This window comes from Streptomyces platensis, from assembly GCF_008704855.1.
GTDB classification, from domain to species: Bacteria; Actinomycetota; Actinomycetes; order Streptomycetales; family Streptomycetaceae; genus Streptomyces; species Streptomyces platensis.
In genome coordinates, this window is sequence record NZ_CP023691.1 from 7,789,535 (window position 1) to 7,811,855 (window position 22,321).

Annotated in this window: 17 protein-coding genes and 1 pseudogene; 11 read left to right on the forward strand and 7 right to left on the reverse strand. The window is 69.1% G+C overall.

Going from position 1 to position 22,321, the window contains the following annotated elements; all coding sequences use genetic code 11:
• Nucleotides 1–29: 29 nt before the first annotated feature.
• Nucleotides 30–1,205, forward strand: coding sequence for a hypothetical protein (locus tag CP981_RS34375; RefSeq protein ID WP_085922279.1), 1,176 nt, complete (start codon nt 30–32; stop codon nt 1,203–1,205).
• On the opposite strand, the pseudogene CP981_RS39005 reads toward CP981_RS34375, so the two are convergent.
• Nucleotides 1,197–1,409 (reverse strand): annotated as a pseudogene (locus CP981_RS39005) (hypothetical protein); the annotation flags it as partial. The gene CP981_RS34375 and the pseudogene CP981_RS39005 sit on opposite strands and share 9 nt — an antisense overlap.
• Nucleotides 1,410–1,475: 66 nt before the next feature.
• Complete coding sequence (locus tag CP981_RS34385) at nt 1,476–3,128, reverse strand: APC family permease (protein ID WP_085922278.1); 1,653 nt, start codon at nt 3,126–3,128, stop codon at nt 1,476–1,478.
• 994 nt (nt 3,129–4,122) lie between these two features.
• Between CP981_RS34385 and CP981_RS34390 the strand changes: the two genes are divergently transcribed.
• From CP981_RS34390 to CP981_RS34420, 7 genes are all read left to right on the forward strand, one after another.
• Entirely contained in the window at nt 4,123–5,151 is a 1,029-nt protein-coding gene (locus CP981_RS34390) for a cytochrome P450 (protein WP_143658799.1), read from the forward strand.
• Nucleotides 5,152–5,162: 11 nt separating this feature from the next.
• Nucleotides 5,163–6,329, forward strand: coding sequence for a cytochrome P450 (locus tag CP981_RS34395; RefSeq protein WP_085922276.1), 1,167 nt, complete (start codon nt 5,163–5,165; stop codon nt 6,327–6,329).
• Nucleotides 6,326–7,561, forward strand: coding sequence for an MFS transporter (locus CP981_RS34400; protein ID WP_085922275.1), 1,236 nt, complete (start codon nt 6,326–6,328; stop codon nt 7,559–7,561). The genes CP981_RS34395 and CP981_RS34400 overlap by 4 nt, the downstream gene beginning before the upstream one ends.
• The gene (locus CP981_RS34405) at nt 7,554–9,449 is read left to right on the forward strand and encodes an alpha/beta hydrolase family protein (protein ID WP_208853021.1); all 1,896 of its coding nucleotides are present in this window, start codon (nt 7,554–7,556) and stop codon (nt 9,447–9,449) included. Before CP981_RS34400 ends, CP981_RS34405 begins: the two co-directional genes overlap by 8 nt.
• A gap of 310 nt (nt 9,450–9,759) precedes the next feature.
• On the forward strand, nt 9,760–10,740 hold the full coding sequence (locus CP981_RS34410) for a D-alanyl-D-alanine carboxypeptidase family protein (RefSeq protein WP_085922274.1): 981 nt from the start codon (nt 9,760–9,762) through the stop codon (nt 10,738–10,740).
• 123 nt (nt 10,741–10,863) lie between these two features.
• On the forward strand, nt 10,864–11,190 hold the full coding sequence (locus CP981_RS34415; protein ID WP_085922273.1) for a hypothetical protein: 327 nt from the start codon (nt 10,864–10,866) through the stop codon (nt 11,188–11,190).
• Between the two features lie 699 nt (nt 11,191–11,889).
• Nucleotides 11,890–12,702: a LuxR C-terminal-related transcriptional regulator gene (locus tag CP981_RS34420; RefSeq protein WP_085922272.1), complete on the forward strand. Its 813-nt coding sequence runs from the start codon at nt 11,890–11,892 to the stop codon at nt 12,700–12,702.
• 126 nt (nt 12,703–12,828) lie between these two features.
• On the opposite strand, the gene otr(A) is transcribed toward CP981_RS34420, so the two are convergent.
• The 3 genes from otr(A) to CP981_RS34435 all read right to left on the reverse strand — a co-directional run bounded on the left by otr(A) (nt 12,829) and on the right by CP981_RS34435 (nt 17,669).
• Nucleotides 12,829–14,820, reverse strand: a complete 1,992-nt coding sequence (gene otr(A), locus CP981_RS34425; protein ID WP_085922271.1) for a tetracycline resistance ribosomal protection protein Otr(A) — start codon at nt 14,818–14,820, stop codon at nt 12,829–12,831.
• A 221-nt stretch (nt 14,821–15,041) separates the two neighbouring features.
• Nucleotides 15,042–16,085 (reverse strand): methyltransferase, encoded by a 1,044-nt coding sequence (locus CP981_RS34430; RefSeq protein ID WP_085922270.1) that lies wholly within the window; start codon nt 16,083–16,085, stop codon nt 15,042–15,044.
• 72 nt (nt 16,086–16,157) lie between these two features.
• Nucleotides 16,158–17,669 carry an FAD-dependent monooxygenase gene (locus CP981_RS34435; protein ID WP_244329925.1) on the reverse strand — a complete coding sequence of 504 codons (1,512 nt, stop codon included), beginning with the start codon at nt 17,667–17,669 and terminating at the stop codon, nt 16,158–16,160.
• 180 nt (nt 17,670–17,849) lie between these two features.
• On the opposite strand from CP981_RS34435, the gene CP981_RS34440 reads away from it, so the two are divergent.
• Genes CP981_RS34440 through CP981_RS34450 form a run of 3 tightly spaced genes read left to right on the forward strand, consistent with a single transcriptional unit; the run spans nt 17,850 to nt 20,469 of the window.
• A complete protein-coding gene (locus CP981_RS34440) occupies nt 17,850–18,314 on the forward strand; it encodes a PPOX class F420-dependent oxidoreductase (RefSeq protein WP_085922269.1) in 465 nt (154 codons plus the stop codon).
• Nucleotides 18,311–19,393 (forward strand): succinyldiaminopimelate transaminase, encoded by a 1,083-nt coding sequence (dapC, locus tag CP981_RS34445; protein ID WP_085922268.1) that lies wholly within the window; start codon nt 18,311–18,313, stop codon nt 19,391–19,393. Before CP981_RS34440 ends, dapC begins: the two co-directional genes overlap by 4 nt.
• Before the next feature lie 53 nt (nt 19,394–19,446).
• Nucleotides 19,447–20,469, forward strand: a complete 1,023-nt coding sequence (locus CP981_RS34450) for an acyltransferase domain-containing protein (protein ID WP_341873696.1) — start codon at nt 19,447–19,449, stop codon at nt 20,467–20,469.
• An 87-nt stretch (nt 20,470–20,556) separates the two neighbouring features.
• Here CP981_RS34450 and CP981_RS34455 read toward each other — a convergent pair whose 3' ends face one another.
• Both CP981_RS34455 and CP981_RS34460 read right to left on the reverse strand, forming a co-directional pair.
• Nucleotides 20,557–21,363 (reverse strand): cyclase family protein, encoded by an 807-nt coding sequence (locus tag CP981_RS34455; protein ID WP_085922266.1) that lies wholly within the window; start codon nt 21,361–21,363, stop codon nt 20,557–20,559.
• Between the two features lie 95 nt (nt 21,364–21,458).
• On the reverse strand, nt 21,459–22,274 hold the full coding sequence (locus tag CP981_RS34460) for an SDR family oxidoreductase (RefSeq protein WP_085922265.1): 816 nt from the start codon (nt 22,272–22,274) through the stop codon (nt 21,459–21,461).
• Nucleotides 22,275–22,321 lie beyond the last annotated feature (47 nt).

Here is a 22,321-nt window from a genome sequence, read left to right on the forward strand (position 1 = left end):
CCATGACTCCCCACCCGACGGAGGACTCCATGACGCCCTCGCACCCATCCACCACCCCGGCACCGGAGCCGAGGCGCCGCCGGGCGCCCCTGCTCGTTGCGCTCGCCGCCGCCGCTGTCGCCGCACCCGTCGGTCTGGCCGCCCTGGCCGGCGACCCCGCCGCGTCGGCCGCGCCCGCGACACCTGTAGTGGCTGCGCACGCAGGCACATGGCAGCGCACGCCGGTACCCGTGGCGAAGGGCGATCTGACCGCCATCGCCGCACTCGGTGACACCCAGGCGTGGGCCGTGGGCTACCGGCTGAAGAGCGCCACCGCCCTCGACGCGGTCGCCCTGCGCTGGAACGGGGCCACCTGGACGCAGGAGTCCACGCTGCCGGCGAACAGCTTTCCGCAGGCCCTCGCCGTCCGGTCGGCCGGCGACATCTGGGCGGTCGGTTCCGCGACGGAACACTGGGACGGCAGCAGCTGGACCACCCGTCCCCTGGACCGGGATCCGGCAGGCCGGGTCGTCCCGGACGCCGTGGCGACAGCGCCCGGGGGTCGGGCATGGACGGTGGGGCGGGCCATGTCCCGCTCGGTCAAGGACGGTGTGCCGGCCATCCAGCTGTGGGACGGCACGTCGTGGAAGCGACAGACCTTGCCCGACGTGGGCATCGGTGAGCTGAGCGCGGTGACGGTTGTCGCCGCCGATGACGTATGGGCCGTGGGCACGTCGTACACAGCGGACGAGAAGACGCCTCAGACCGCTCTGTTGCTGCACTGGGACGGCACCGCCTGGAAGAAGATCAGCGCTCCTGACCCGGCAGGCGCCCACCACTGGCTGACCGGCACCACCGCGCTCGCTGCCGATGACATCTGGGCGGTCGGCGGCAGCGCGACCGACGGCTCCGAGCGCCCGTACGCGGTCCACTGGGACGGCACGAAGTGGACCACGACCACGACTCCCGACGTCCCGGACGGCCGGCTGCGTGCCGTGGGCCGGGCCGCGGACGGCACGCTGCGGGCGGTGGGCGGGAAGGGGAGCGCTCCCGTGGCCCTGCAATGGAACGCACCGGCCAAGTGGCAGCAAACCACTGGCCCAGGCATCGTCGTCCGCGGATTCACGACCGTCCCGAAGAGTTCCCAACTGTGGGCCGCGGGTATCGCCACCCACGGCGACCTCGTCCCGGCCGTCACCCGCTTCCCGGGCACGTCCCGTAGGTAGCCGACGGCTGCCGCCGGAGATCGGGACGTTCTTGAGGGGCTTGCCGTCGCGCTTGACCGTCATGGTCTGGGTGTTCATGTCGACGGTGGAGACCTGCCAGCGCCCGATGGTGAAGGAGACCGTCTTGGACTGGACACCGGTGATGCCCTGGCCGCCCTTGACCCCGTCCAGGTCGATCTTCATGGTGATCTTGGAGCCGGCCCGGATGGACCGGCGCTGAGAGGAGATATGACACCGGGCCCGAGCGTGCCCCGGACCCGGCGAGGTGTCTTAGACGGACGCCATCGGGCGGGCGTCGTCGGGGGTGACAGTGGAGCTCGGGGCGGTTTCCGCGGGGGTCGGATCGCTGGTCAGGCCGCGTTCGTGGGCCTTGACCCCGGAGCGCACGGCCCAGAAGTAGAAGACCGGGGCGGTGACCGCGATCAGGGCGGTGCCGAGTACGCCGGGGAGGACGCCCCGGCCGCCGAACTCCTCGCCGCCCAGCGCGGACACCGTGGCCGTCCACACCAGGAAGGCGATCATCCACCAGGCCGGCGCGAACTGCCGCAGCAGCTGCCGCTCACCGCGGCGCCACAGCACCACGGCCGCGATCGGTGCCGCCACCAGCGTCAGCACGGTGATCTTTCCGGTCTCCGGCCACTTCGACCAGTACAGCGCGCAGGCGGCGAAGGCGAAGGTGACCGGGCACAGCACCCCGGCGGCCGGCAGCCGGAAGGGGCGGGGCAGCTCCGGGCGGGTTCGCCGCAGCACGCCCACCGCGATCGGGCCGATCAGATACGAGATGACCATGGCCGCCGAGACCACACCGGCCAGCGCCTGCCAGCTGCGGCCGACGGTGAGCAGCAGCACGACGGAGAAGGCGAGGTTGAGCCACATCGCGGGGCGGGCGGTGCCGTAGCGGGGGTGCACGGCCGCCAGCTTCCGGGGGAAGAACCCGGTCTCGGCCAGGTTGGTCACCATGTACGCGGCCGAGGCGACATTGGCGATGTTGGACCCGGCCGGCGAGATGAACGCGCCGAACTGGAGCATGGTGACCACCCAGTGCAGCATCAACAGCCCCGCCAGGTCGGCGAACGGCGAGTTGAGGTTCACGCCCTGCCACCCGCCGGACCGCTCCAGCAGCTCGGGCGGCACCGACCCCAGGTACGCGACCTGGAGCGCCGTGTAGATCACCAGGCCCAGTGCGAGCGCACCGATGAGCGCGACCGGAATGGCCCGGCCCGGGTTCTTCGCGGCCCCGCCGAGGTTGACCACGGCCTGGAATCCGTTGAAGGCGAAGACCACACCGCAGGTGGTGACGGCGGTGAGCACGGCCGGCCAGCCGTACGGGGCGAAGCCGCCGTGGTCGGTGAAGTTCGAGGTGTGGAAGCCGGACCCGACCAGGGCGAGCACCGCCAGCACCGGGATGGCGAACTTGACCAGGGTGAGCACGGTGTTGGCGCGGGCCAGCAGCTGGACCGACCAGAAGCAGGTCAGCCAGAGCGCGAGGGTCAGAACCAGCGAGACCGCCGTGCCGGAGAGAGTCAGCTGGTGGGTGGCCGGATCGACCAGGCCCTTCGCCCAGCCGAAGCTCCAGGACGTCATGTACTGGGTGGCCGCGATCGACTCGATCGGGATCAGCGAGGCGGTCGCGATCCACACCGCCCAGCCCGTGAGGAAGCCGAGAACCGGACCGTGCGAGAGGTGCCCGTAGCGGGCCATACCGCCGGGGATCGGGTAGGCCGAACCGACCTCCGCGTACGACATCGCGATCATCCCGATGAAGATGACGCCGATCACCCAGGCGACCAGCGCCGCCGGGCCCGCCACCTGGGCAGCGGAGCCGGCCCCGAAGAGCCAGCCGGAGCCGAAGATCGAACCGATGCCGATCATGATGAGGGCGAAGAGGCTGAGCCCCTTGCGCTCGCCGGCGCTCATATCCATGGGAAGTGTTGTCCGTCCTGGTGGTGCGCATACCCCCGCACATCGGCGGGGCCGCTCTCGTCTGCCGCCGACCACCTTATTTCCGGCCAACCCTCGAGAACGCCGCTGAGCTGCCAGAACATCGCCCGGCTGGGCCCCGGCAGACCACAATCCCCGGCCCAACGGCCCCGCACGCGCGGCCCGTTCACTCCCCGGCCGCCACTCATCGGCGGCCCGGGAGATCACCGCATGAGACGCGTCACAGCTGGGGGTGGAGGGGCGCTTGTCCGTAGGGGCGGGCATGATCGCGCGAGGGGGCGCGGTGCAACATCAAATTCAGGGGTCAGTCCCACCGGGCCGACGACGGGGCCATCGCCCGGGTCTCCGACGGATACCACCGTACGGTCGCGGAGATCGTTAAACCGCAGTATTTTCCCAAGGCCGAATTCCTCATTCCGTAAGCGCTATTCGGCCTCAGTGGCCGAGAAACGCCACTCCCTCCCGTGATGTGAGTCACGTTTTGACGCCGATGTGCACCCCTTTGGTGGGCTTTGCCGAAGGCTCAAAGTCGCCCCTACTTCAGCAACCCACCATTTCGGCCATGTCGGGCAGCTCGTGCGGCGAATTCCTGTGTGAATAGAGTCCTGGTGTCCGGCGGGAGTTCGCCGGTTGCCCTTGGGAACGGAAATTCTGATTCCCCTTCGCGGATTTCCGGATTCCGTTTCAATGGGCCGTTGCGCTACGGCAAGGGGGTGCCATTATGCGTTACGCGTACTGAGGTATATGAGGCGTCGGCCGGGGTCACTGGGCCCCGGCCCGCGCGACTTTTGATGTGTGTAGCCCTCGTGTTCGTCTCACTCGCTCAGGACGGAATGTGTCTGACTACGATCCGCTTGACGCGGCCACGGTGGCCGATCCGTATCCCGTCTATGAGCGGCTGCGGAAGAATACGCCGGTGTTTTGGAGTGAGCGTTTCGGCTCGTGGATCGTGACGCGTTACTCGGATTGTCACCGCGTGCTCAGCGAGGTGGACGTATTCGCCAGCGACTGGCGCCGGGCGGGGCATGAGGCGCCACCCACCGCGGCCCTGAGCATGCAGGAACTCGATCCGCCCGACCACACACCGGTCCGCCGGCTGTTCACCACGGCCTTGCGCGACCAGGATCTCGACGCGATCGCGGCCTTCGCGGTCCGGGACACGGCCGCGGTCTTCGAGCAGCTGGCCGACGCGCCGTCCTTCGACTTCACCGCCGAAGTGGCCCGTCCGGTGGCGCTCCAGGCGGTATGCCGGCTGCTCGGCGTGGAGCCCCCGCCGGTCGCCGCGTTCGCCGAGCTGTCCGACGCGCTCGTACGCGGCATGGACGCCGGCCTGCTGCCGGAGGTACTGGAACCGGCGATGGCGGCCCGCGGCCGGATCAACGCGCTCATGGCCGAGTGGTTCACCGCGCACCGCCGGCCGGGCCTGCTCACCCAGGTCCTCCACGGCGCGGGCGCCGCGGGCGTCACGGAAGACGCGGTGTGGAACAACGTCCGGGTGCTCTTCCTGGCCGGATTCAGTACCACTGTCGGCGCGGCCGCCAACGCCGTGCTCGCCCTCCTCGAACATCCCGGCGCGCTGGAACGCCTGCGTGACCCGGCCCTGCTGGATTCCGGAGTGGAGGAACTCCTCCGGTACGACGGACCGGTTCAGGGCACCACCCGCGCCTGTGTCGAAACCACAACGATCGACGGCGTCACCGTGGAGCGCGGCCGGCTGGTGCTGGCGCTGTTCGGCGCCGCCAACCGCGACCCCGAACGGTTCGCGGCCCCCGACGAGTTGCTGCTCGACCGGCACCCCAACCGGCATCTCTCCCTGGGCTGGGGCCCGCATGCCTGCTCGGGCGCCCTCCTCGCCCGGATCATCATCAGGGCCCTCGTCCAGGAGCTGCTGGCCGCCCCCGCGCCCCCGCGTCTCGCCGCCCCGCCCGTCAGGGTGCCGCGGGCCACCCTGCGCTACCCGGACCGGCTGCCCGTCACGTTCCAGAACGCTGAGCCCGAACGCTGAGAGTGAGAGCCATGACCACTGACGCCGCAGTCGAATACCACCCACTCGACCCGGACACCCTGCTCGACCCCTATCCGGTGTACGCGTCCCTGCGGGCGGCCGGCGCACCCGTGTGGAGCCAGAAGCTCGACAGCTGGGTGCTCACCTCGTACCGGGACTGCCGCCAAGTCCTCCTGGATCACGAGAACTTCGCGGCCGACTGGCGGCGGGCCGGTGAGACCGTCCCCGACCCCGCGCTGGATGTCCACACCATCGACCCGCCCGACCACACCGCGATCTACGGAGTGCTCGCCAACTCCCTGCGGGACATGGCCTCGGACGGCCTCGCCGCCCGCACCAGGGACCACATCGCGGCCATGCTCGACGAGCGGCCGGACGGGCCCTTCAACGCGATCACCGAATTCACCGAGCCGCTGGCCCGCTGGTTCATCCCTGAGGCCATCGGCGTTCCGCCCTTCGACCTGACCACCGTGCGGCCGATGGCCGAAGCCATCACCCAGGCCATGGACTCCGGCCTCAACCCGGCAGCCAGGGAGCCGGGCGTCGCGGCACAGCGTCAACTGGCCGCGATGATCGAGGACTGGGTGACCGGGATGGACGCGGGCCACCCCATCCGCGTACTGGTGGCCAATGCCTTGGCCGCCGGCGTCCCACGCCATATCGCGATGAACTCGCTGCGCACCCTGGTCGTCAACGGCTTCACCGCCGTACCGGCCTCCCTCGGCAACGCGCTGAACCTGCTGTCCAGGGATCCGAGCCTCCTTGCCGACCAGCTCGGCAGCCCCGAGGCGATCGACCGGGCGCCGCATGAGTTCTTCCGTTACGAGGCGCCCATCCAGGGAACCACCCGCCTGGCCGTCCGGGACCTCGAATTCAACGGCGTAAAGGTGCGCCGCGGCCAGGGAATGCTGATGCTCTTCGCCGCCGCCAACCGCGACCCCGAGCAATTCGATGCCCCCGACACGGTACGGCTCGACCGGTGGCCGAACCACCATCTCACCTTCGGCTACGGCGCCCACGCCTGCACCGGATCGCTGCTCGCCCATCTGCTCCTGCGGGAGTTGCTGACCGTACTCGTGGAGCGTGGCACGACACTCAAGCCGGCCGGGCCCGCCGTACACAAGAAACTCGCCACCGTCCGCACCCTCGCAGAACTTCCCCTGGAACTCGGTAAATGAGCAGGTACCGCACTGCGCTGGGCATACGCGAATTCCGCGCGATTTTCACGGCACATATCGTCTCCATGGTCGGAGCGGTCACCGCGAATTTCGCGCTGGCGATGCTCGTCTACTCCCGCACCGGCTCGTCGCTGCTGTCCGCGCTGGTCTTCGCGCTGGTCCTCGCACCGCATCTGATCGCGGGCACCCTGCTGTCCGCGCTCATCGACCGGCTCCCGGCCCGGCGGCTGCTGGTCTGCTGCAATCTGCTCTCCGCGGGGCTCGTCCTCGTCATCTCGCTGTCCGGCACCCCGGTGGCCGCCGTACTGGCGCTGGCCTTCGCCCTTGGCCTGATCGAGCCGGTGTTCTCCGGCGCCCGCGCGGCCACCCTGCCCGACGTACTCCCCGGCGACGCGTACGTGCCGGGCCGCAGCCTCATGCGACTGGTCGCCCAGGGCGCACAGCTGGGCGGATTCGCGGTCGGCGGCCTGCTGATGGCGGCCTTCTCGCCGCAGGTGATGCTGCTCATCAACGCCGGCTGCTTCCTCTTCTCGGCCCTCGTACTGCGGCTGGGCACCAAGGAACGAAGGCTGCACCCCGACGACGGCACCACCGGGCGGACTTCTCTGCTGCGCGACTCCCTCAACGGGATCGGCGCGGTGATGCGGGTTCCGGCCGTACGCCGCACGCTGCTCCTCGGCTGGGCGGTCCCCGCACTGGGAGTGATCCCGGAAGCCCTGGCGGTGCCGTACACCGCCGGGCTCGGGGGAGGGGCGACCGCCGCGGGCCTGCTGCTCACCGCGATCCCGCTGGGGACCGTGGCGGGCGAAGTCCTCACCAACTGGCTGGTCCCGAAGGAACGGCAGATCCGCATGATCGGGCCGGCCGCCCTGCTGGTGTTCGCGCCCATGCTGCTCTTCGCGCTCCGCCCGGGCCTGGTGCCCGCGATCGCTGTGCTGTTCGCGTGCGGCCTGGGGTTCAGCACCCAGCTCGGCCAGGACCGGCTGCTGCTCCAGGTGGTGCCCGAGGAACTGCGGGCCAGGACGCTCAGCCTCCAGACGGCCGGGCTCATGTTCTGGCAGGGGCTCGGCTTCGCCGCGGGTGGCGCGGTGGCCGAGCTGTTCAGTCCGAGCGCCGTGATCTGCGCGGGGGCGGTGGCCGGCCTGTTCGCCGTCGTCCTGCTGCTGCGTGGCGCGGTGTTCGACACCGAGAAGTGGAGTCCCAGGAGTGCGGACGGAGTCGTCAGTGGCTGAGACGGGTGGCGGGACCGATGAGGAGCGATGGAAGGCACGCATCGGAGTCGCCCATGTGACGGTGCCCCGCTGGGCGCGTGATGCTCCCGACCGCTGCGTCTACCGGTCGAACGCCACCGGTACATGGGAGTTGTACGAGTGGGACCGGGCGAGCGACGCACGACGCAGGCTCACCGACCGCCCCCACGGCACCGCCCTGGGCTTTCTCGACCCGGCCGGCGCCTGGGTGTGGTGGTTCGCCGATACCGACGGGGACGAACGCGGCGTCTGGATGCGCCGACCGTTCGGCGGTGACCACGACGAACCCGCCGTGCCCGCTCTGGGCCCCGCCCACCAGGCCGGACTGGCCCTCGGCACGAACGGCCTCGCCGTAATCGGCACCACGATGACGGGCGGTACGACTACGACCGGCGGTACGACTACGACCGGCGGTACCACCATGACCGGTGGTACCACCACGTCCGGCGGCACCACCATCCACGTCTGCCGCCCGGGAACCGCACCACGGACGCTCTACACCCACCCCTCGGACGCCCACGTCGGGGCCATGTCCGCGGACGACACCCTCGTCGCGATCGGCCACAGCGAACACGGCGACAGCCGGCACAAGGCGGTGCGCGTACTGCGCCTGGACGGCACGGTGGTCGCGGACCTGTGGGACGGTGCGGGGCGCGGCCTCGGCGGCATCTGGGACGGCCCGGGCAAGGGCCTCGGCGGAATGGCGTTCTCCCCGGTCCCCGGCGACAACAGACTGCTCATCGAGCACGAGCGCCACAGCAGGCCCGAGCCCATGATCCTGGACATCGCCACCGGCGAGCAGCGCGAGATCGCCCTCGACCTGCCCGGCGAGGTCAGCGCCGCCTGGTACCAGGACGGCTCGGCCTTGCTGATCTGGCATACCCACCACGCCCGCGACGAGCTCTACCGACTGGACCTCAACACCGCGGAAGCCGGCGGCCTGATCCGACTGGACACCCCCAAGGGCGTGATCAGAGGTGCCGGGACACGTCCCGACGGCACCGTGGAGTTCGCCTGGTCGAGCGCCGCACACCCGCCGGTCGTCAGGTCCACCTCCGGCGGCACCGTGCTGGCCCCGCCGGGACCGACGGCCCCGCCCTCCGTCCCGGTCACCGACGCCTGGGTCGACGGCCCCGGCGGCCGTATCCACGCCCTGATCTCCCGTCCCCCGGGCGCCGACGGCCCCCTCCCGTGCGTCTTCGAGGTACACGGCGGCCCGATCGGTTACGACGACGACGCCTTCGACCCCGTGGTCGCCGCCTGGGTCGACCACGGCTTCGCAGTCGTCCAGGTGAACTACCGGGGCTCCACCGGCTACGGCTCCCGATGGCGCGACGCGATCGAGGGACGCCCCGGCCTCACCGAGCTGGAGGACATCGAGGCCGTCCGCGAATGGGCCGTCACCAGCGGCCTCGCTGCCCCCAAGCGCCTTGTCCTGTCCGGCCGTTCATGGGGCGGCTACCTCACCCTGCTGGGCCTCGGCACCCGCCCGGACAACTGGGCCGTCGGCATCAGCACCATGCCGGTCGCGGACTACTTCGCCGCCTACGAAGACGAAATGGAGGCCCTGCGCGCGTACGACCGCTCACTCTTCGGCGGCTCGCCCGACGAAGTACCCGAGCGGTACCGGGCGTCCTCCCCTCTCACCTACGCGGACCATGTCACCGCACCGGTCCTGGTGATCGCAGGCGAGAACGACCCCCGCTGCCCGATCCGCCAGATCGACAACTACGTCAACCGCCTCGCCACACTGGGCAAGCAGCACGAGGTATACCGCTACGACGCGGGTCACGGCTCACTCGTCGCCGACGAACGCATCAAACAGATCGGGGCGACGATCGCGTTCGCCTGTGCGCATCTGCCCGGTTGATATCGGCCAGTTCGGGTGAAGGGCAAGGGGCCGCCGCGTCCGGCGGGTGTCCGCGAGTGGCGTGGGGATGGGCGTTCCCCCGCCGCCTCGGCCCGGCCCCGACCCGTCAGTTCAACTGCCGGAAGAGCTCCATACAGACCATGCAGCGCACCACTACACCGGGCCGGGCACCCCACCTCCCCAGAGATGAACCCGGTCACGTGGTTTTGACGTGGCCTGCTTGATCGTCGCTCGTATCCTGCAAGTAGATTCACCACGAACCGAGTTACGACTATGCACCGGCGTCCCTCGCCGGGAGGAGGGATGCCCTATGGGTGCCCACGCCCGCCCCAACCGCATACACCGCACCGGAGTCCGTATCGCGATGGTGGCACTCGTCGGTGCCGCCCTGCCGATCAGCGCCGGCGGCCTCGCCCAGGCGGCCACGCCCGATGCCACGCACTCCGCGGACGAGAACGGGCGGCAGGGGGGCGAGGCCGCCGGTGCGCAGGACGCGAACGTCCAGGACGCTCCTCAGATCAACGCCGACCACGCCTTCCTGCTGGACGCCCGCGACGGCAGCCAGGAGCGGGAGCTGTGGGGCGGGGCCAAGGCGGACGAGAGCGTGTCCATGGCCAGCACCACCAAGATCATGACGGCCCTGGTGGTGCTCAAGCATCCGGAGTTGCTGAACCGGCAGATCACGGTGAAGCAGGAGTACCGGGACTACGTGCAGAAGGTCGGCGGCAGCACCGCCGACCTCCAGACCGGCGACACGCTGACCGTTGAGCAGTTGCTGCACGCCCTGCTGATCCCGTCCGGCGACGACGCCGCGATGGCCCTGGCCGACAATCTCGGCAGGGGGGACACCGCGGAGGCGCGGATCGCCGACTTCGTGCACCAGATGAACGTCGAGGCGCAGCAACTGGGCCTGACCGGCACGAACTTCGACAGCTTCGACGGTGTCTCGCAGGGCAACAACCACAGCACCGCCCGCGACCTGGCCAAGCTCGGCCAGCGCGCGATGCTGAAGCCGGTGTTCGCCGACATCGTGCAGAAGAAGCAGTTCAAGACCGAGGCCGTGGCCGCCAACGGGCACATCCGGTACTACACCTGGAACACCACCAACAAGCTGCTGAGCAGCTACGACGGTGCCCTAGGCATCAAGACGGGCAGCGGCCCGGAGGCCGGCTACGCCCTCGTTTTTGCCGCCGAGCGGGACAACCGCACCCTGGTCGGCGCGATTCTCAAGGACGACCAAGGCCGCTTCGACGACGCAACCAAGATGCTCGACTGGGGCTTCGCCCACTGAGCGGGCACCCCCGGGGCCTTGCTCCGAGCGGGCCGCACGAAGAAAGGCGGCTGACGAAGGCCGGTCCGGAAATGGTCCGGATCTTGGTCCGGGCGGTCGTCGGGCGGGGAGGGCTGGGGAGAGGTGGGCAGTTCTGGCACGGCAGCGCACACCTTCCGGTTCACCCACCAGATGCTGCCGCTGCCGTCCACGGCCCAGTCCTGGCTGATCGCCCGCGGCTGCCACGAGGACAAGATGCTCCTCGCCGACGGCATGGGAGCCAACCCCGCCAACCATTCGCGGGCCTTGGCAAAGCATCCGAACGGCGGCTGCGCGAGCTGGAGCCTTGTGGCGAGACCGACCGGCGGCTGGTGGCCGGGTGGAACGTGGAACGCCACCGACCGGGAGACCCGGCACCACCACCGCTGTCGACCACCAGGGGGCCTGGCCCGGATGCGCGTGTCCTGGTGACGTCTCCCACCGTCTTGGATCGAGCAGGTAAGGGCCCTTAAAAAGATACGCAGATGTCTTGTTTTGTGACGCGCGGTCGAGAGTGGCGCTACCTGTCATGCCCTCCCACCGCAGTTCCTGACCTGCCTTGACGCACCCCGGCGATACGGAGTCGTGGGGCCGCCCCCTCCGGGCATGAGCAACGATCAAGCCATGCGCATCGATACGTCTTGAAAATCCATGATTCTCGGTGAGAGCATCTGTTCATCACATTAATGAACGCGGTGGGCCGTGAGGAATGCAGTTGATCTGCATTAGATTGCCTATGCTGGAACCCAAAAGGCATCCATGGATCAGGCGTGTGTAAATCTGGCTGAGCTCGGCAGCGCTGCCGTTCCTGCGGCACTGCGCAGCGTGAGGTGAAGCTCTCCGTCGAGCATCGATTCTCGAAATGCGCCAACGAGCGGGCGGAGGAAAGCCGCTGACCCACCCTGCAGTGGGAGTGTCTCGCCGTCATCTCCGCACCATCCGCGACTATCCACGAAATGTGCGAGCGCCTCCACGCTAGGGTTGGACGCCGCTGAACGGAGACCATCTGTCGATGGACCGTGCCACAACAGAAAACCGCGCCACAGTACGCCCTCAATACCAGCGCACCTTAACAAATATGTGACAACGCCCACGGTATGCGCGGGAGAAGTCGATGGGTAGAACGTCATTATGGGTATCAACGGCATTACTGTCCTTTTGGTCGACGATCAGACCCTGCTCAGGGAAACGCTGTGCCATGCGCTGGCGGCCCAGTCCGACATCGAGGTCATTGGCGGTGTGACCAATGACGAGATGGCCATCCATGTGGCCGCCAAGACGAAACCCGACGTGATCCTCCTGGATGGCACGGAGCCGTGCGAGATCATCTCCCGCATCGCCGGACTGCGGCAGGTGTCACCGGAGTCGCACTGCATTGTCCTGACGTCTCTGCATCACCCTGCGCTCATCGAGCACGCCCTGCGGCTGCAGGTGAGCGGATTTCTGACGAAGAGCCTCAACCGGGAAGAAGTGGTCTCCGCAATCCGTAGCGTCAGCAGGCATCCCGACCAGATTTTACTGGCCGTCCCAAAGGAAAGTCTGGCGGCTGTACTGCGGGATTCGCAAGCGCGTCTTTCCTCGCGGGAACTGCAGATTATGGAGAAGGTGGCACTGGGTCTCAGCAATGGTCAGATTGCCAGTCGGCTGGCCATCACCGAGTCCACGGTAAAACGCCATCTGCGGAATGTTTTCGAGAAGCTGGGGGCGGTTTCCCGTATCGATGCGGTCAACAAGGCGAAATCGATGCTCGTACTCGGATCCTCCGCGAGTGTGAACGGCAACGGGCAGACGAACGATAACGGGAGTAGGGAGAAGGGGGGTGTGAACGCGGCCTCTCGTGGGGTTGGGAAGGGACGGGGGAGTGTGTCCGGAGCTGCCCGCGCGAACGGGCACGAGCCCGTGGTGCCGTACCGGGCGCCACTGGGGGTGATGGCGGGATCCTGACGTACGGGATGTACGAAACGCAGGGGGCCGTTCTTGCCCTGTCTTCCTGGGGTTTCGGGGAAGAACGGCCCGACGCACATCAGCAGATGCAGCAGATGCAGCAGATGCGACAGGTGCGGTACGTGCTCACAGGCGCTTGACCGCGTGCAGGATGTACTCCTCCCGGTTCAGCGGGTCGGGTCCCGACGGGCGGGGGCGGACGGGGAAACCTCCGCTGACCGGCCGGTGGCCGTGCAGCTGGGACAGGAACACCCCTTCTCCGTTGGTGAGTCCGGGGATGCGCCGGCCGAGCTCATGGACATGGCTGGAGGGCAGGGTGCCCTCCAGGAGGAACACGTCCCCCTGGGCCGTGGGGATGTCAGGGGTGGCGCCCAACTCCGCCAGCTTCGCCAAGACGGTGCTCAGCGTGGCAGCCGGGATCTCCAGCTCGAACGAGCTGACCGGCTCGTACACCCGCGTCCCCGCCTGCTTGAGCGCGCCCATCAGGACCAGGGGCGTCACCTTGCGGAAGTCGTCTGCCGCGCTGACAGGGCTGGCGAAGCCGGAGCGGTTCAAGGTGACGACGACGTCGGTGACCTGCCAGCCGTACAGCCCATGTCGCAAGGTGGTGTGTACCGCCTCCTCGATGGCCTTGTGGAACGCCCTGGGCAGCGAGCCCAGTTCGACTGCCAGGCGGAAGACGATGCCGCTGCCCTCCTCGCCGGGCTCCACCCGCAGGCCCACCGTTGCCCAGAAGTAGTTGAGCTTGCGCAGGTCCCACTCCTCCAGCGCCGCACCGACTCCGACGGGTTTTTCGATGCACACGCTCCGGGTCTCCTCGAAGACGGCCCGGACGCCGAAGGACTCGGCGAGCGTGGTGTGGATGATGTCCTTCTGCACCTCCCCGTACAGGCGGAGCACCGCCCCGTGTGCGATCTGCTCGTCCTGTCGCAGCTCGATGGACGGGTCCTGCTCGCTCAGCATCCGCAGGGCGGTATGCAGCCGGCCAGCGTCGGCTGGGCGCTCGGGCCTGACCACCGTCTCCAGGTTGGGTGGGGCGAAGAAGTTTCGCGGCGGCTTCTCGTCGCTGTAACCCGCGCGGTCACCGATTCGGACGTCCTTGAGCCCCCAGACCTTGGCGATGTCCCCGGCCGTGGCCCGGGTTTCGGTGGTAGCGGAGCCGTCTTCGTAGACCCGCAGCGAGGTGATTCTGCCGGGGTGCTCGGTCACCTGGCCTGCGTGGTGGGCGCGGTGCAGCGTGACATGGTCGCGGGTGCCCAGCGAGCCCGACCACAGGCGCAGATAGGCGATGGCCTCCCCGCGCGGGCCGCGCTCGATCTTGAAGACGGTGCCGAGCAGCGGGCCCTCCCCGTGATCGTGCACCGAGGGCAGGAACTCCCGGATGCCGCGTAGCAGTTCCTCCAGACCCTCGCCCTTGAGCGCAGAGCCGAAGAACACCGGGTACACCTGGCCGCGCGAGGTCTGCAGGGCCAGTTCCTCGGCGCACTCCTTGTCGGTCAGTGGCGCTCCGTCGTCCAGCTCCAAATAGGAGGCGAGGAAAGCGTCGTTGTGCAGGGAAAGCAGTTCGCCGAGCTCGGTGGCGAACGCCGGGTCGTCGAGGCGGCGTGGCATTGCCTGGGCCGTGGGGGCGCCGATGTCCGTGACTGCCGATACCGCTACCGCGGAGGACGTGAGGCGTTTGGTGATCTCCTCCAGGGCGCCGTCGTAGCGCGCGCCGTGGCGGTCGATCTTGTTGACGAAGATCAGGGTGGGAATCCGCAGGCGTTGCAGCGTCCGCATCAGGATGCGGGTCTGTGGCTGCACTCCCTCCACGGCAGAGACGACCAGCACGGCACCGTCGAGCACGCCAAGGGCCCGCTCCACCTCGGCGATGAAGTCGGAGTGGCCGGGGGTGTCGATGAGGTTGACCTTCAGTCCGTCGGTGACGAAGGTGGCCACGGCGGACCGGATGGTGATACCGCGGCGCCGCTCCAGCTCCATGGAGTCGGTCTGCGTGGTGCCCGCGTCCACGCTCCCGAACTCCGCGATCGCACCGGTGTGGTGCAGCAGCCGTTCGGTGAGGGAGGTTTTTCCCGCGTCAACGTGCGCGAGGATCCCCAGGTTCAGCTTCTTCTTCATAGAGACTCTTCGATGTCCTGAAAGTTGTCATGTCCTTTTCCTGGCGGGGGTGGATGGTTGCCTGCCGCATTTCTTTCGACCTTCTCCGTTCTCCGATGAAGCTGCTGGTGTGGCTGGTTTCGCCGCTGCCCGGGGCCGTTATAAGGGCCTGTCATCGCTCAAAGCGACCCGGGACGCGTCCCGGCGGGTGCGGTTACGTTAACAAGTGGGCCTGTCGCAGGTCAGGACTTGATAGCGACAATCAGCCAGTCACCGAGGAGATTGTCGATGCGCTCGGCCTGCCGGACGGTGAACCCGGCCTCCTCCACGGACGACCGGTACTCCGCCACGCTGGAGGATGAGCTGTCCCCGCGGATCAGCCCGTGGTTGAGGCGCTGCAGGATGTCGTGCACGGTCTCGGACGCGGGGTCGGTCATCAGGTCGTAGATCACCAGGGCGCCGCCCGGGCGCAGTGCGTCGTGGATCCGGCGCAGCAGCGCTCGCTGCTGCGGTACGGGCCAGTCGGGCAGTACATGCCCGATGACCACGGCATCCGCCGCGGGCAGAGGGTCGGTGAGGAAGTCGCCGCCCTGGAAGCGGACCCGGCCGTCCAGACCGCGGTCGGTCACCAGCTCGGCGCAGAGCGGTGCCAGCGCGGGCAGGTCGAAGACGGTGCCGGACAGGTGCGGGTGGGCCAGTGCCAGGCGGGTCGCCAGGTTTCCGCGCGCACCGCCGATGTCGACGAACGAGCGGTACGGGGCCCAGTCGACGCGGCGCGCCAGCTCATCGGCGGTGAATGTGGTGAAGGTGTCGAAATGCGCCATGATCTGGCGGGCACGGTCCAGGTCCGCATAGTGCTGCGGATAAGCCTCGGGGCCGTGCGCCTCGGCCCCCGAGCCGGCCTCGCCCTCGCGCAGCGCCGTGGTGAGCCCGGCCCAGACGTGGTAATGCTTGCGGGCGTGCTGCAGGATGCTGCCCCCGAGGTACTCGGAGGAGCCGGGCACCAAGAAGGCGGCCGCCGTAGCGGAGTTGCGGTAGCGGCGGGGGTCGCCGTCTTCCGCCTCCAACAGCCCCAGGGCTACCAGGGCATTGAGGAACTCCGCCGCCAACGGGTGAGCCAGCGACAGCTTCTGACGCAGCTCCTCGACGGTCGCCGACCCGCCGGCGAGCCTCTCGAACAGACCCAACTCCACTGCCGTGTGCAGGATCTTGGCCTGATGGTAGGCGGTGTTGAGCAGGAGCAGTGAGCGGGCCTGATCGACCGGCGCGAGCGGTGAGGTGGTCATGGGTCTCCCTTGGCCTGAAGTGATCACCAGAGGTGCAGGTGGTGCACGAGGTGTGCGAAAGATGCGGTGGTGTTACGTAGTGGGGGCTCCGAACCAGGTGTGCAGCGCCTCGGTCAGGCCGTCCACGCCTCCGCCGGGCGTACCGGCCCAGCAGACGTAACCGTCCGGGCGGATGAGCAGTGCCGTGAAGTCGGCGGGCGCGGTGCCGGGCATCCGAACCGCGTGCACCGGGACAAGGTCGACCCGGTCCTTCCAGCCGGTGATCGCGTCGGCCTGTCCACGGTCCGGCGGCAGGGCTAGCAGGAGCCCCCGGGCCTCATGGAAGTAGCTGCTGAGCCTGCGGCTGCCCTCGCTGGTGTCCAGCAGCAGGTCCGGGACCCGGCGCCCGGTCAGCGGGTGCTCGCCGGGGATGTCGTAGCGCACGTCCAGTGCCGAAATCAGGCCCGCCAGATGACGGTTGGTCTCCGGTACGTGCAACAGCTCGATCATCAGCTCCCGCAATCCCTCGAACCGCGGGTCGGGGTCGATGAGGACGGCCTGGGCCCGGGTGTTGCGCAGCACACCCGCCGCGACGGGGCGCCGCTCGGACTCGTAGGTGTCCAGCAGACCCTCCGGGGCCGTTCCCGCAAGGACCGCGCCCAGCTTCCAGCCGAGGTTGACGGCGTCCTGGAAGCCGAGGTTGAGGCCCTGGCCGCCGGCGGGGAGGTGGATATGGCAGGCGTCCCCTGCCAGCAGTACCCGCTGATCCCGGTAGCGGGTGGCCTGCCGTGAGGTGTCGGTGAGCCGGGAGAGCCAGTGCACGTCGTGCATCCCGAAGTCGCTGCCGGCCACCTCGGTCAGCGCGGCGCGTACGTCATTCTCGGTGACGGGAGCGTGCCGGTCGGCGTAGGGCCGGTCGAAGAAGGCGACGGTGGCCCGGAAGATGCCGGGCTCCAGTGGGAAGGCCGCGAACCAGGCGCGCAGATCGTGCCGCATCACGCCGTACGGCCGCATGGGCCCCATGCCCTCGCCGTGCGGCAGCTCCTCCCGGAACCGGGCGTCCGCGATCACAGCGAACATATGGGGATCTTGGCCTGGGAAGTCGATGCCGAGCAGCTTGCGTACGGTGCTGCTGCCCCCGTCACACCCCACCAGGTACGCGGCGTCGATCTCGTACGGCCCGTCGGGCCCCTCGACCTGCACGGTCACGCCGTGCTCGTCCTGCCCCAGGTTGGTCAGGGCATGGCCCCGGCGCAGCTGTGCGCCCAGTTCCAGAGCGCGCTCGGTCAGCAGCTCCTCGGTACGGACCTGGGGAACGAACAGGGCGTAGGGGTGCAGGGTGTCGAAGGACTCGAACTGCAGCGGCACGCCGAGGCTGGCGAAGTTCCCCCCGCGCAGTTTCGGGGCATCCCGCAGAAAGGCCGTGGCCAGGCCGCGCATCTCCAGCAGTTCCACGGTGCGGGCATGCACGCCCAACGCCTTGGAAAAATCGACCGGTTCCGCAAGGCGGTCCACCACCAGGGTGCGGGCCCCGGCGAGTTGCAGTTCACAGGCGAGCATCAGGCCGGTGGGTCCAGCACCGGCCACCACTACGTCGTACTGCACCAGAAACCTCCTTATCCAGGGTCACCCCAGGGGCATCCAGGGATTCCGTTTCCGTGACGCATGCTGGACCTGTGCCTTAGAGCCGCCGTCCAGCCGGAATCCGGGGCTGCGGACTCGAAGGGCGCTCGAAGGGGGCTGCGTAACGTTCCCTGGACCCCTACGGACACCCAGGGAAGCGATATGCCGTTCACCCCGAAAGAAATCAGCTATATGCGGTCCCAAGGTTACGGCCGGCTGGCCACGGTTGGCCCGAACGGAGAACCGCACAATGTCCCCGTCTCGTTCCAGTTCGACGACGGTAACGGCGTTATCGAGATCACCGGGAGGAATATGGGACGTAGTCAGAAGTACCGCAATGTGCTGGCGAACGACAGGGTTGCCTTCGTCGTCGATGACATTCCCTGTCGTGATCCGGAAGTGGTACGGGCCGTGGTCGTCCACGGGCGGGCAAGGGCGCTGACCGCCGGCGGAAAAGCCCGCCGCCCGCACTGCGATGAGGAGATGATCGCGATTCGCCCGCTGCGGATCATCAGCTGGGGCATCGAAGGCGACCTGTCCACCGGTGCCCACTCCCGCCGGATCGCGAGCGAGGAGACCGTGAAGGCGGAAAAGACCGAAAAGGCGGAGGAGGGGGCGCGGCGATGAGGGAAATGCCGGAATTCCCGTGGGATGTCATTCTGCCGCACAAGCGGCGCGCGGCCGAACACCCCGACGGAATCGTCAATCTCGCCCTGGGGGAGCCCGTCGACCCCACCCCGAGGCCGGTACGGGAAGCCCTCAACTCGGCGTCCGACGCTCCGGGTTACCCTCTGACTGAGGGAACCCCGACCTTGCGCGAGACGGCCGCTGCCTGGCTGCACCGCCGCTTGGGCGTGAGTGTGGACCCCTCGGCCGTGCTGCCCGTGATAGGCAGCAAGGAAGTCATCGCCTGGCTGCCCTCCATGCTCGGCGCCGGCCCCGGAGACACGGTTGCCTTCCCGGAACTTGCCTTTCCCACCTACGATGTGAGCGCCCGGCTTGCCGGGGCCGTATCCCGCCCCGTGGCCTGGCCACCCGACCTGCCTGCCACGGAGCGCCCGGCGGTGGTCTGGCTCAACTCGCCCTCGAATCCGGAGGGAAGGGTGCACTCCCCCGACGAGATGCGCGCGCTGGTTACCTGGGCCAGGGAGCGCGGCACCGTGCTCGTCAACGATGAGTGCTACGTCGAGTATGGCTGGGAGACCCGGCCCGTTTCCCTCCTGAACCCGCAGGTGTGCGGGGGCAGTCACGAGGGGCTGCTGGCGGTGCACTCGCTGTCCAAGCGCTCCAACCTCGCCGGATACCGGGCCGGGATCTGCTCCGGGGACCCGGCTCTCGTACAACGGCTGCTCGGCATCCGTAAGCATGCCGGGCACGCAGTCCCGGCGCCGGTGCAGACCGCCATGACAGCCGCATTCGCCGACGACACGCATGTGGAGGAGCAGCGGGCGCGGTACCAGCGCCGTCGGCGGTCCCTGCGCGCGGCGCTGCTCGCGGCCGGTTTCACCGTCGAGCACTCGCAGGCGGGGCTCTTCCTGTGGGCGACCCGTGGCGAGTCGTGCTGGGCGACGGTGAAGGAACTCGCTGACCGCGGCATCCTCGTCGCCCCCGGCGCCTTCTACGGCCAGGCCGGGGAGCGTCATGTCCGCATCGCGATCACGGCGAGCGATGAGCGGATTGCCGCAGCAGCCGCTCGGCTGCGATGAGCGCGCCCGCTGCGTCGAGTTCCGCTCCGCGTCCTGCTGCCGACCCCCGGCCGGTGGCTCTGCTGCTGCCGGGGCAGGGCTCCCAGTACCCCGGCATGGCCACCGGTCTGTATGAGACGGAGCCGGTCTTCGCGGACGCGGTCGATGAGGTCCTGGAGGCGATGGGGGCGGAGGGCGAGCGGATACGGGAAGACTGGCTTGCCGGGGACGATGAGCCTGGCGAGGGCGAGCGGCGCGTCCCGCGGCCACGACTACCGATGGATCACGTCCTGCGCTCCCAACCCCTGCTGTTCACCGTAGACTTCGCGTTCGGTCGGCTGGTGGAGAGCTGGGGCATCCGCCCCGCCGCCCTGCTGGGCCACAGCATCGGTGAGATGGCCGCGGCCACCCTCGCCGGGGTGTTCACGGTGCAGGATGCCGCCAGGGTCGTGCTGGACCGGGTGGTACGGCTGGCACAGGCCCCACCGGGCGGACTGCTCGCGGTGGCGGCGGCCCCCGGCAGGCTGGAGCCATATCTGGCCTCGGGCGACGATCCAAGTAGCGGACTGGTGGTCGGCGCCGTCAACGCCCCGCAGCAGACGGTGCTGGCCGGGCCGGAGCACGCGCTGCGGGCGGTCGACGAACGGCTGCGTGCCGATGGCCTGGCCGCCCGACGCGTTCCCGCGCTGAGTCCCTTCCACAGCCCGGCGATCGCCCCGTATGCCAAAGGGGCCGAGCAACTGCTGGCTACGGTGGAGCGGCGCGCCCCCCGGGTGCCGGTGTACTCGTGCTACACAGCAGCACCGCTGACGGCGGCCCGGTGCGCGGACTCCGCGTTCTGGGCCGCCCAGCCCGTGGACACGGTGCGGTTCTGGCCCGCTCTGGACGCCCTGCTGACCGCCGGCGCCTACGTCCTGGTCGAGGCCGGGCCCGGGCGGGCGCTGTCGAGCGTGGCCCGCCGACACCCGGCTGTACGGCGCGGACACAGCCGTGTGGTAGCCCTGTCACCGAAAGGGGCAGGGGCGCCGGAGTGCGAACGGGCCTGCCTCAAGGCCGCTTTGGATGAGCTGAGGGAGGAAGGACATACGGTGCCCTAGCGGGCTCGTATACATGCGTACGAGCATGAGGGGCGCCCCGCACCATCGCGGGGCGCCCCTCATGCATGGACGCGTGGGAGGCAGCCGTCACGCGCCCTGGTCCTCGGTGTCGCTCTTGGTGTCCTCCTCGACGAGCGCCACCGCGCGGGTCCAGCCCGCGCCCGCGCCCGCGATCTTCACCGGGAAGCACGACACCACGAATCCGGTCGGGCCGGGCAGACCACCGAGATTGCTCAGCCGCTCGATCTGGCAGTACTCGCGCTCCCGACCCACGAAATGGGCCGGCCACAGCACCCCGCGGTCTCCGGTGCGTCGGTACTCGGTGAGCATGTGGCCGAAGGGGGCGTCCAGGCTGAAGGCATCGGTACCGATGACCTTCACCCCGAAGTCCAGCAGGAGATGGGTGGCCTGGGCGTCGAGCCCCGCGAATTCGGTGAAGTACGCGGGTGTGCCGGCCCGTTGGTCGGCCCCGGTGTGCAGCAGCACGATATCCAGGGGGCGCGGGGTGCGTCCGGCCTCGTCGAGCGCCCGCCGCAGCCGGTCGGCGCCGATGACCCCGGTCGGCGCGTCGGTGAGATCCAGCTTGAGGCCGGGCTGCAGAAACCAGTCCAGCGGCATCTGGTCGATATGTCGGGGGGTGCCGTAGCGGGCTTTGGACCCGTAGTGCGAGGGGGCGTCGACGTGGGTGCCGGTGTGGGTGGTCAGCTTCAGGGTGTCCAGGGAGAGCAGTTCGCCGTCGGGCAGCTCGGCCGGGTCGAACTCGATGCCGTAGTCGCGCCGCATCCCCTCGGCCATGTGGCGGCCGCCCTCGGCGGGGGAGAGGACCTGGTGTTCCACCGGGTCGATTTCCCACTGGTTCGCGTCCACGGCCGACGACAGATCGACAATGTGCATGACTGTCCTCTGTTCCGTTGTCAACTCGCTGGTGGCTGCCGGATGTGTACCGGCAGGGAATCCGGACGGGGTATCCGCGTGCGGGAAAGGGCAGGTCAGCGCAGTGTTGCTCCGCCGTCCACGGTGAGTACCTGCCCGTGCAGTCCGCCTGCCTCCGGGCGGCACAGCAGCGACACGACATCGGCCACCTCGTCCCGGGTGGCCAGGTGCCCGGTCGCGGACCGCCGCACCAACTGCTCCCGCACGATGGCGGGCAGGGCATCGGCACCAAGGTCGGCCAGCTTGCCCGCCGCCACAGCGTTGACCGCGATGCCCCGCCCGGCCAGCTCCACCGCGAGATAGCGGACCAGGGTCTCCAGCGCCGCTTTGGCCATGGCCGTGCCCGCGTAGCCTGGCACCACAGCGTGGGTCCCCGTACTGGAGATCGCCACGATCCGGCCCGCGCCGGCCGTCATCAACTCCCCGAGGCGGGAGGCTCCGTAAAGCAGCGGCCCAAGGGTCACGGCACCGTCGCGCAGCGATTTTCCGATGTGCGGTGCGGTGGTGGGGGCCGGGTGGAAGGAGGCGGCGCTGTGCACCAGGACGTCCAGCCGTCCGTGGGTGCGGCGGATGTCGTCGAGGAGCCGCACCGCGCCTAAGGGCGTGCCGATATCGGCCCGCATCAGGCGCACCTTGCCGCCCGCCTCGGCCAGTTGGCGCTCGGTGTCGCGTGCGGCGTGGTCGTCGTGCGCGTAGTTGAGCAGCACCTCGCAGCCGGCAGCGGCGAGCTTGCCCGCGATGGTGCGGCCGAGGCCGCTGGTGGCCCCGGTAACCAAAGCCACGGAGCCGCTGAGGGTGAGGGACGGTGCGTCGGAGCGGTCTGCCGAGTGCGCGCCCGCCCGTGTTGTCACCTTCGCCGCCGCATCAGTCATAGAAGTGCCCTTCTTCGTCGTTTTCGTCCCTGCCGTATGTGTCGGTC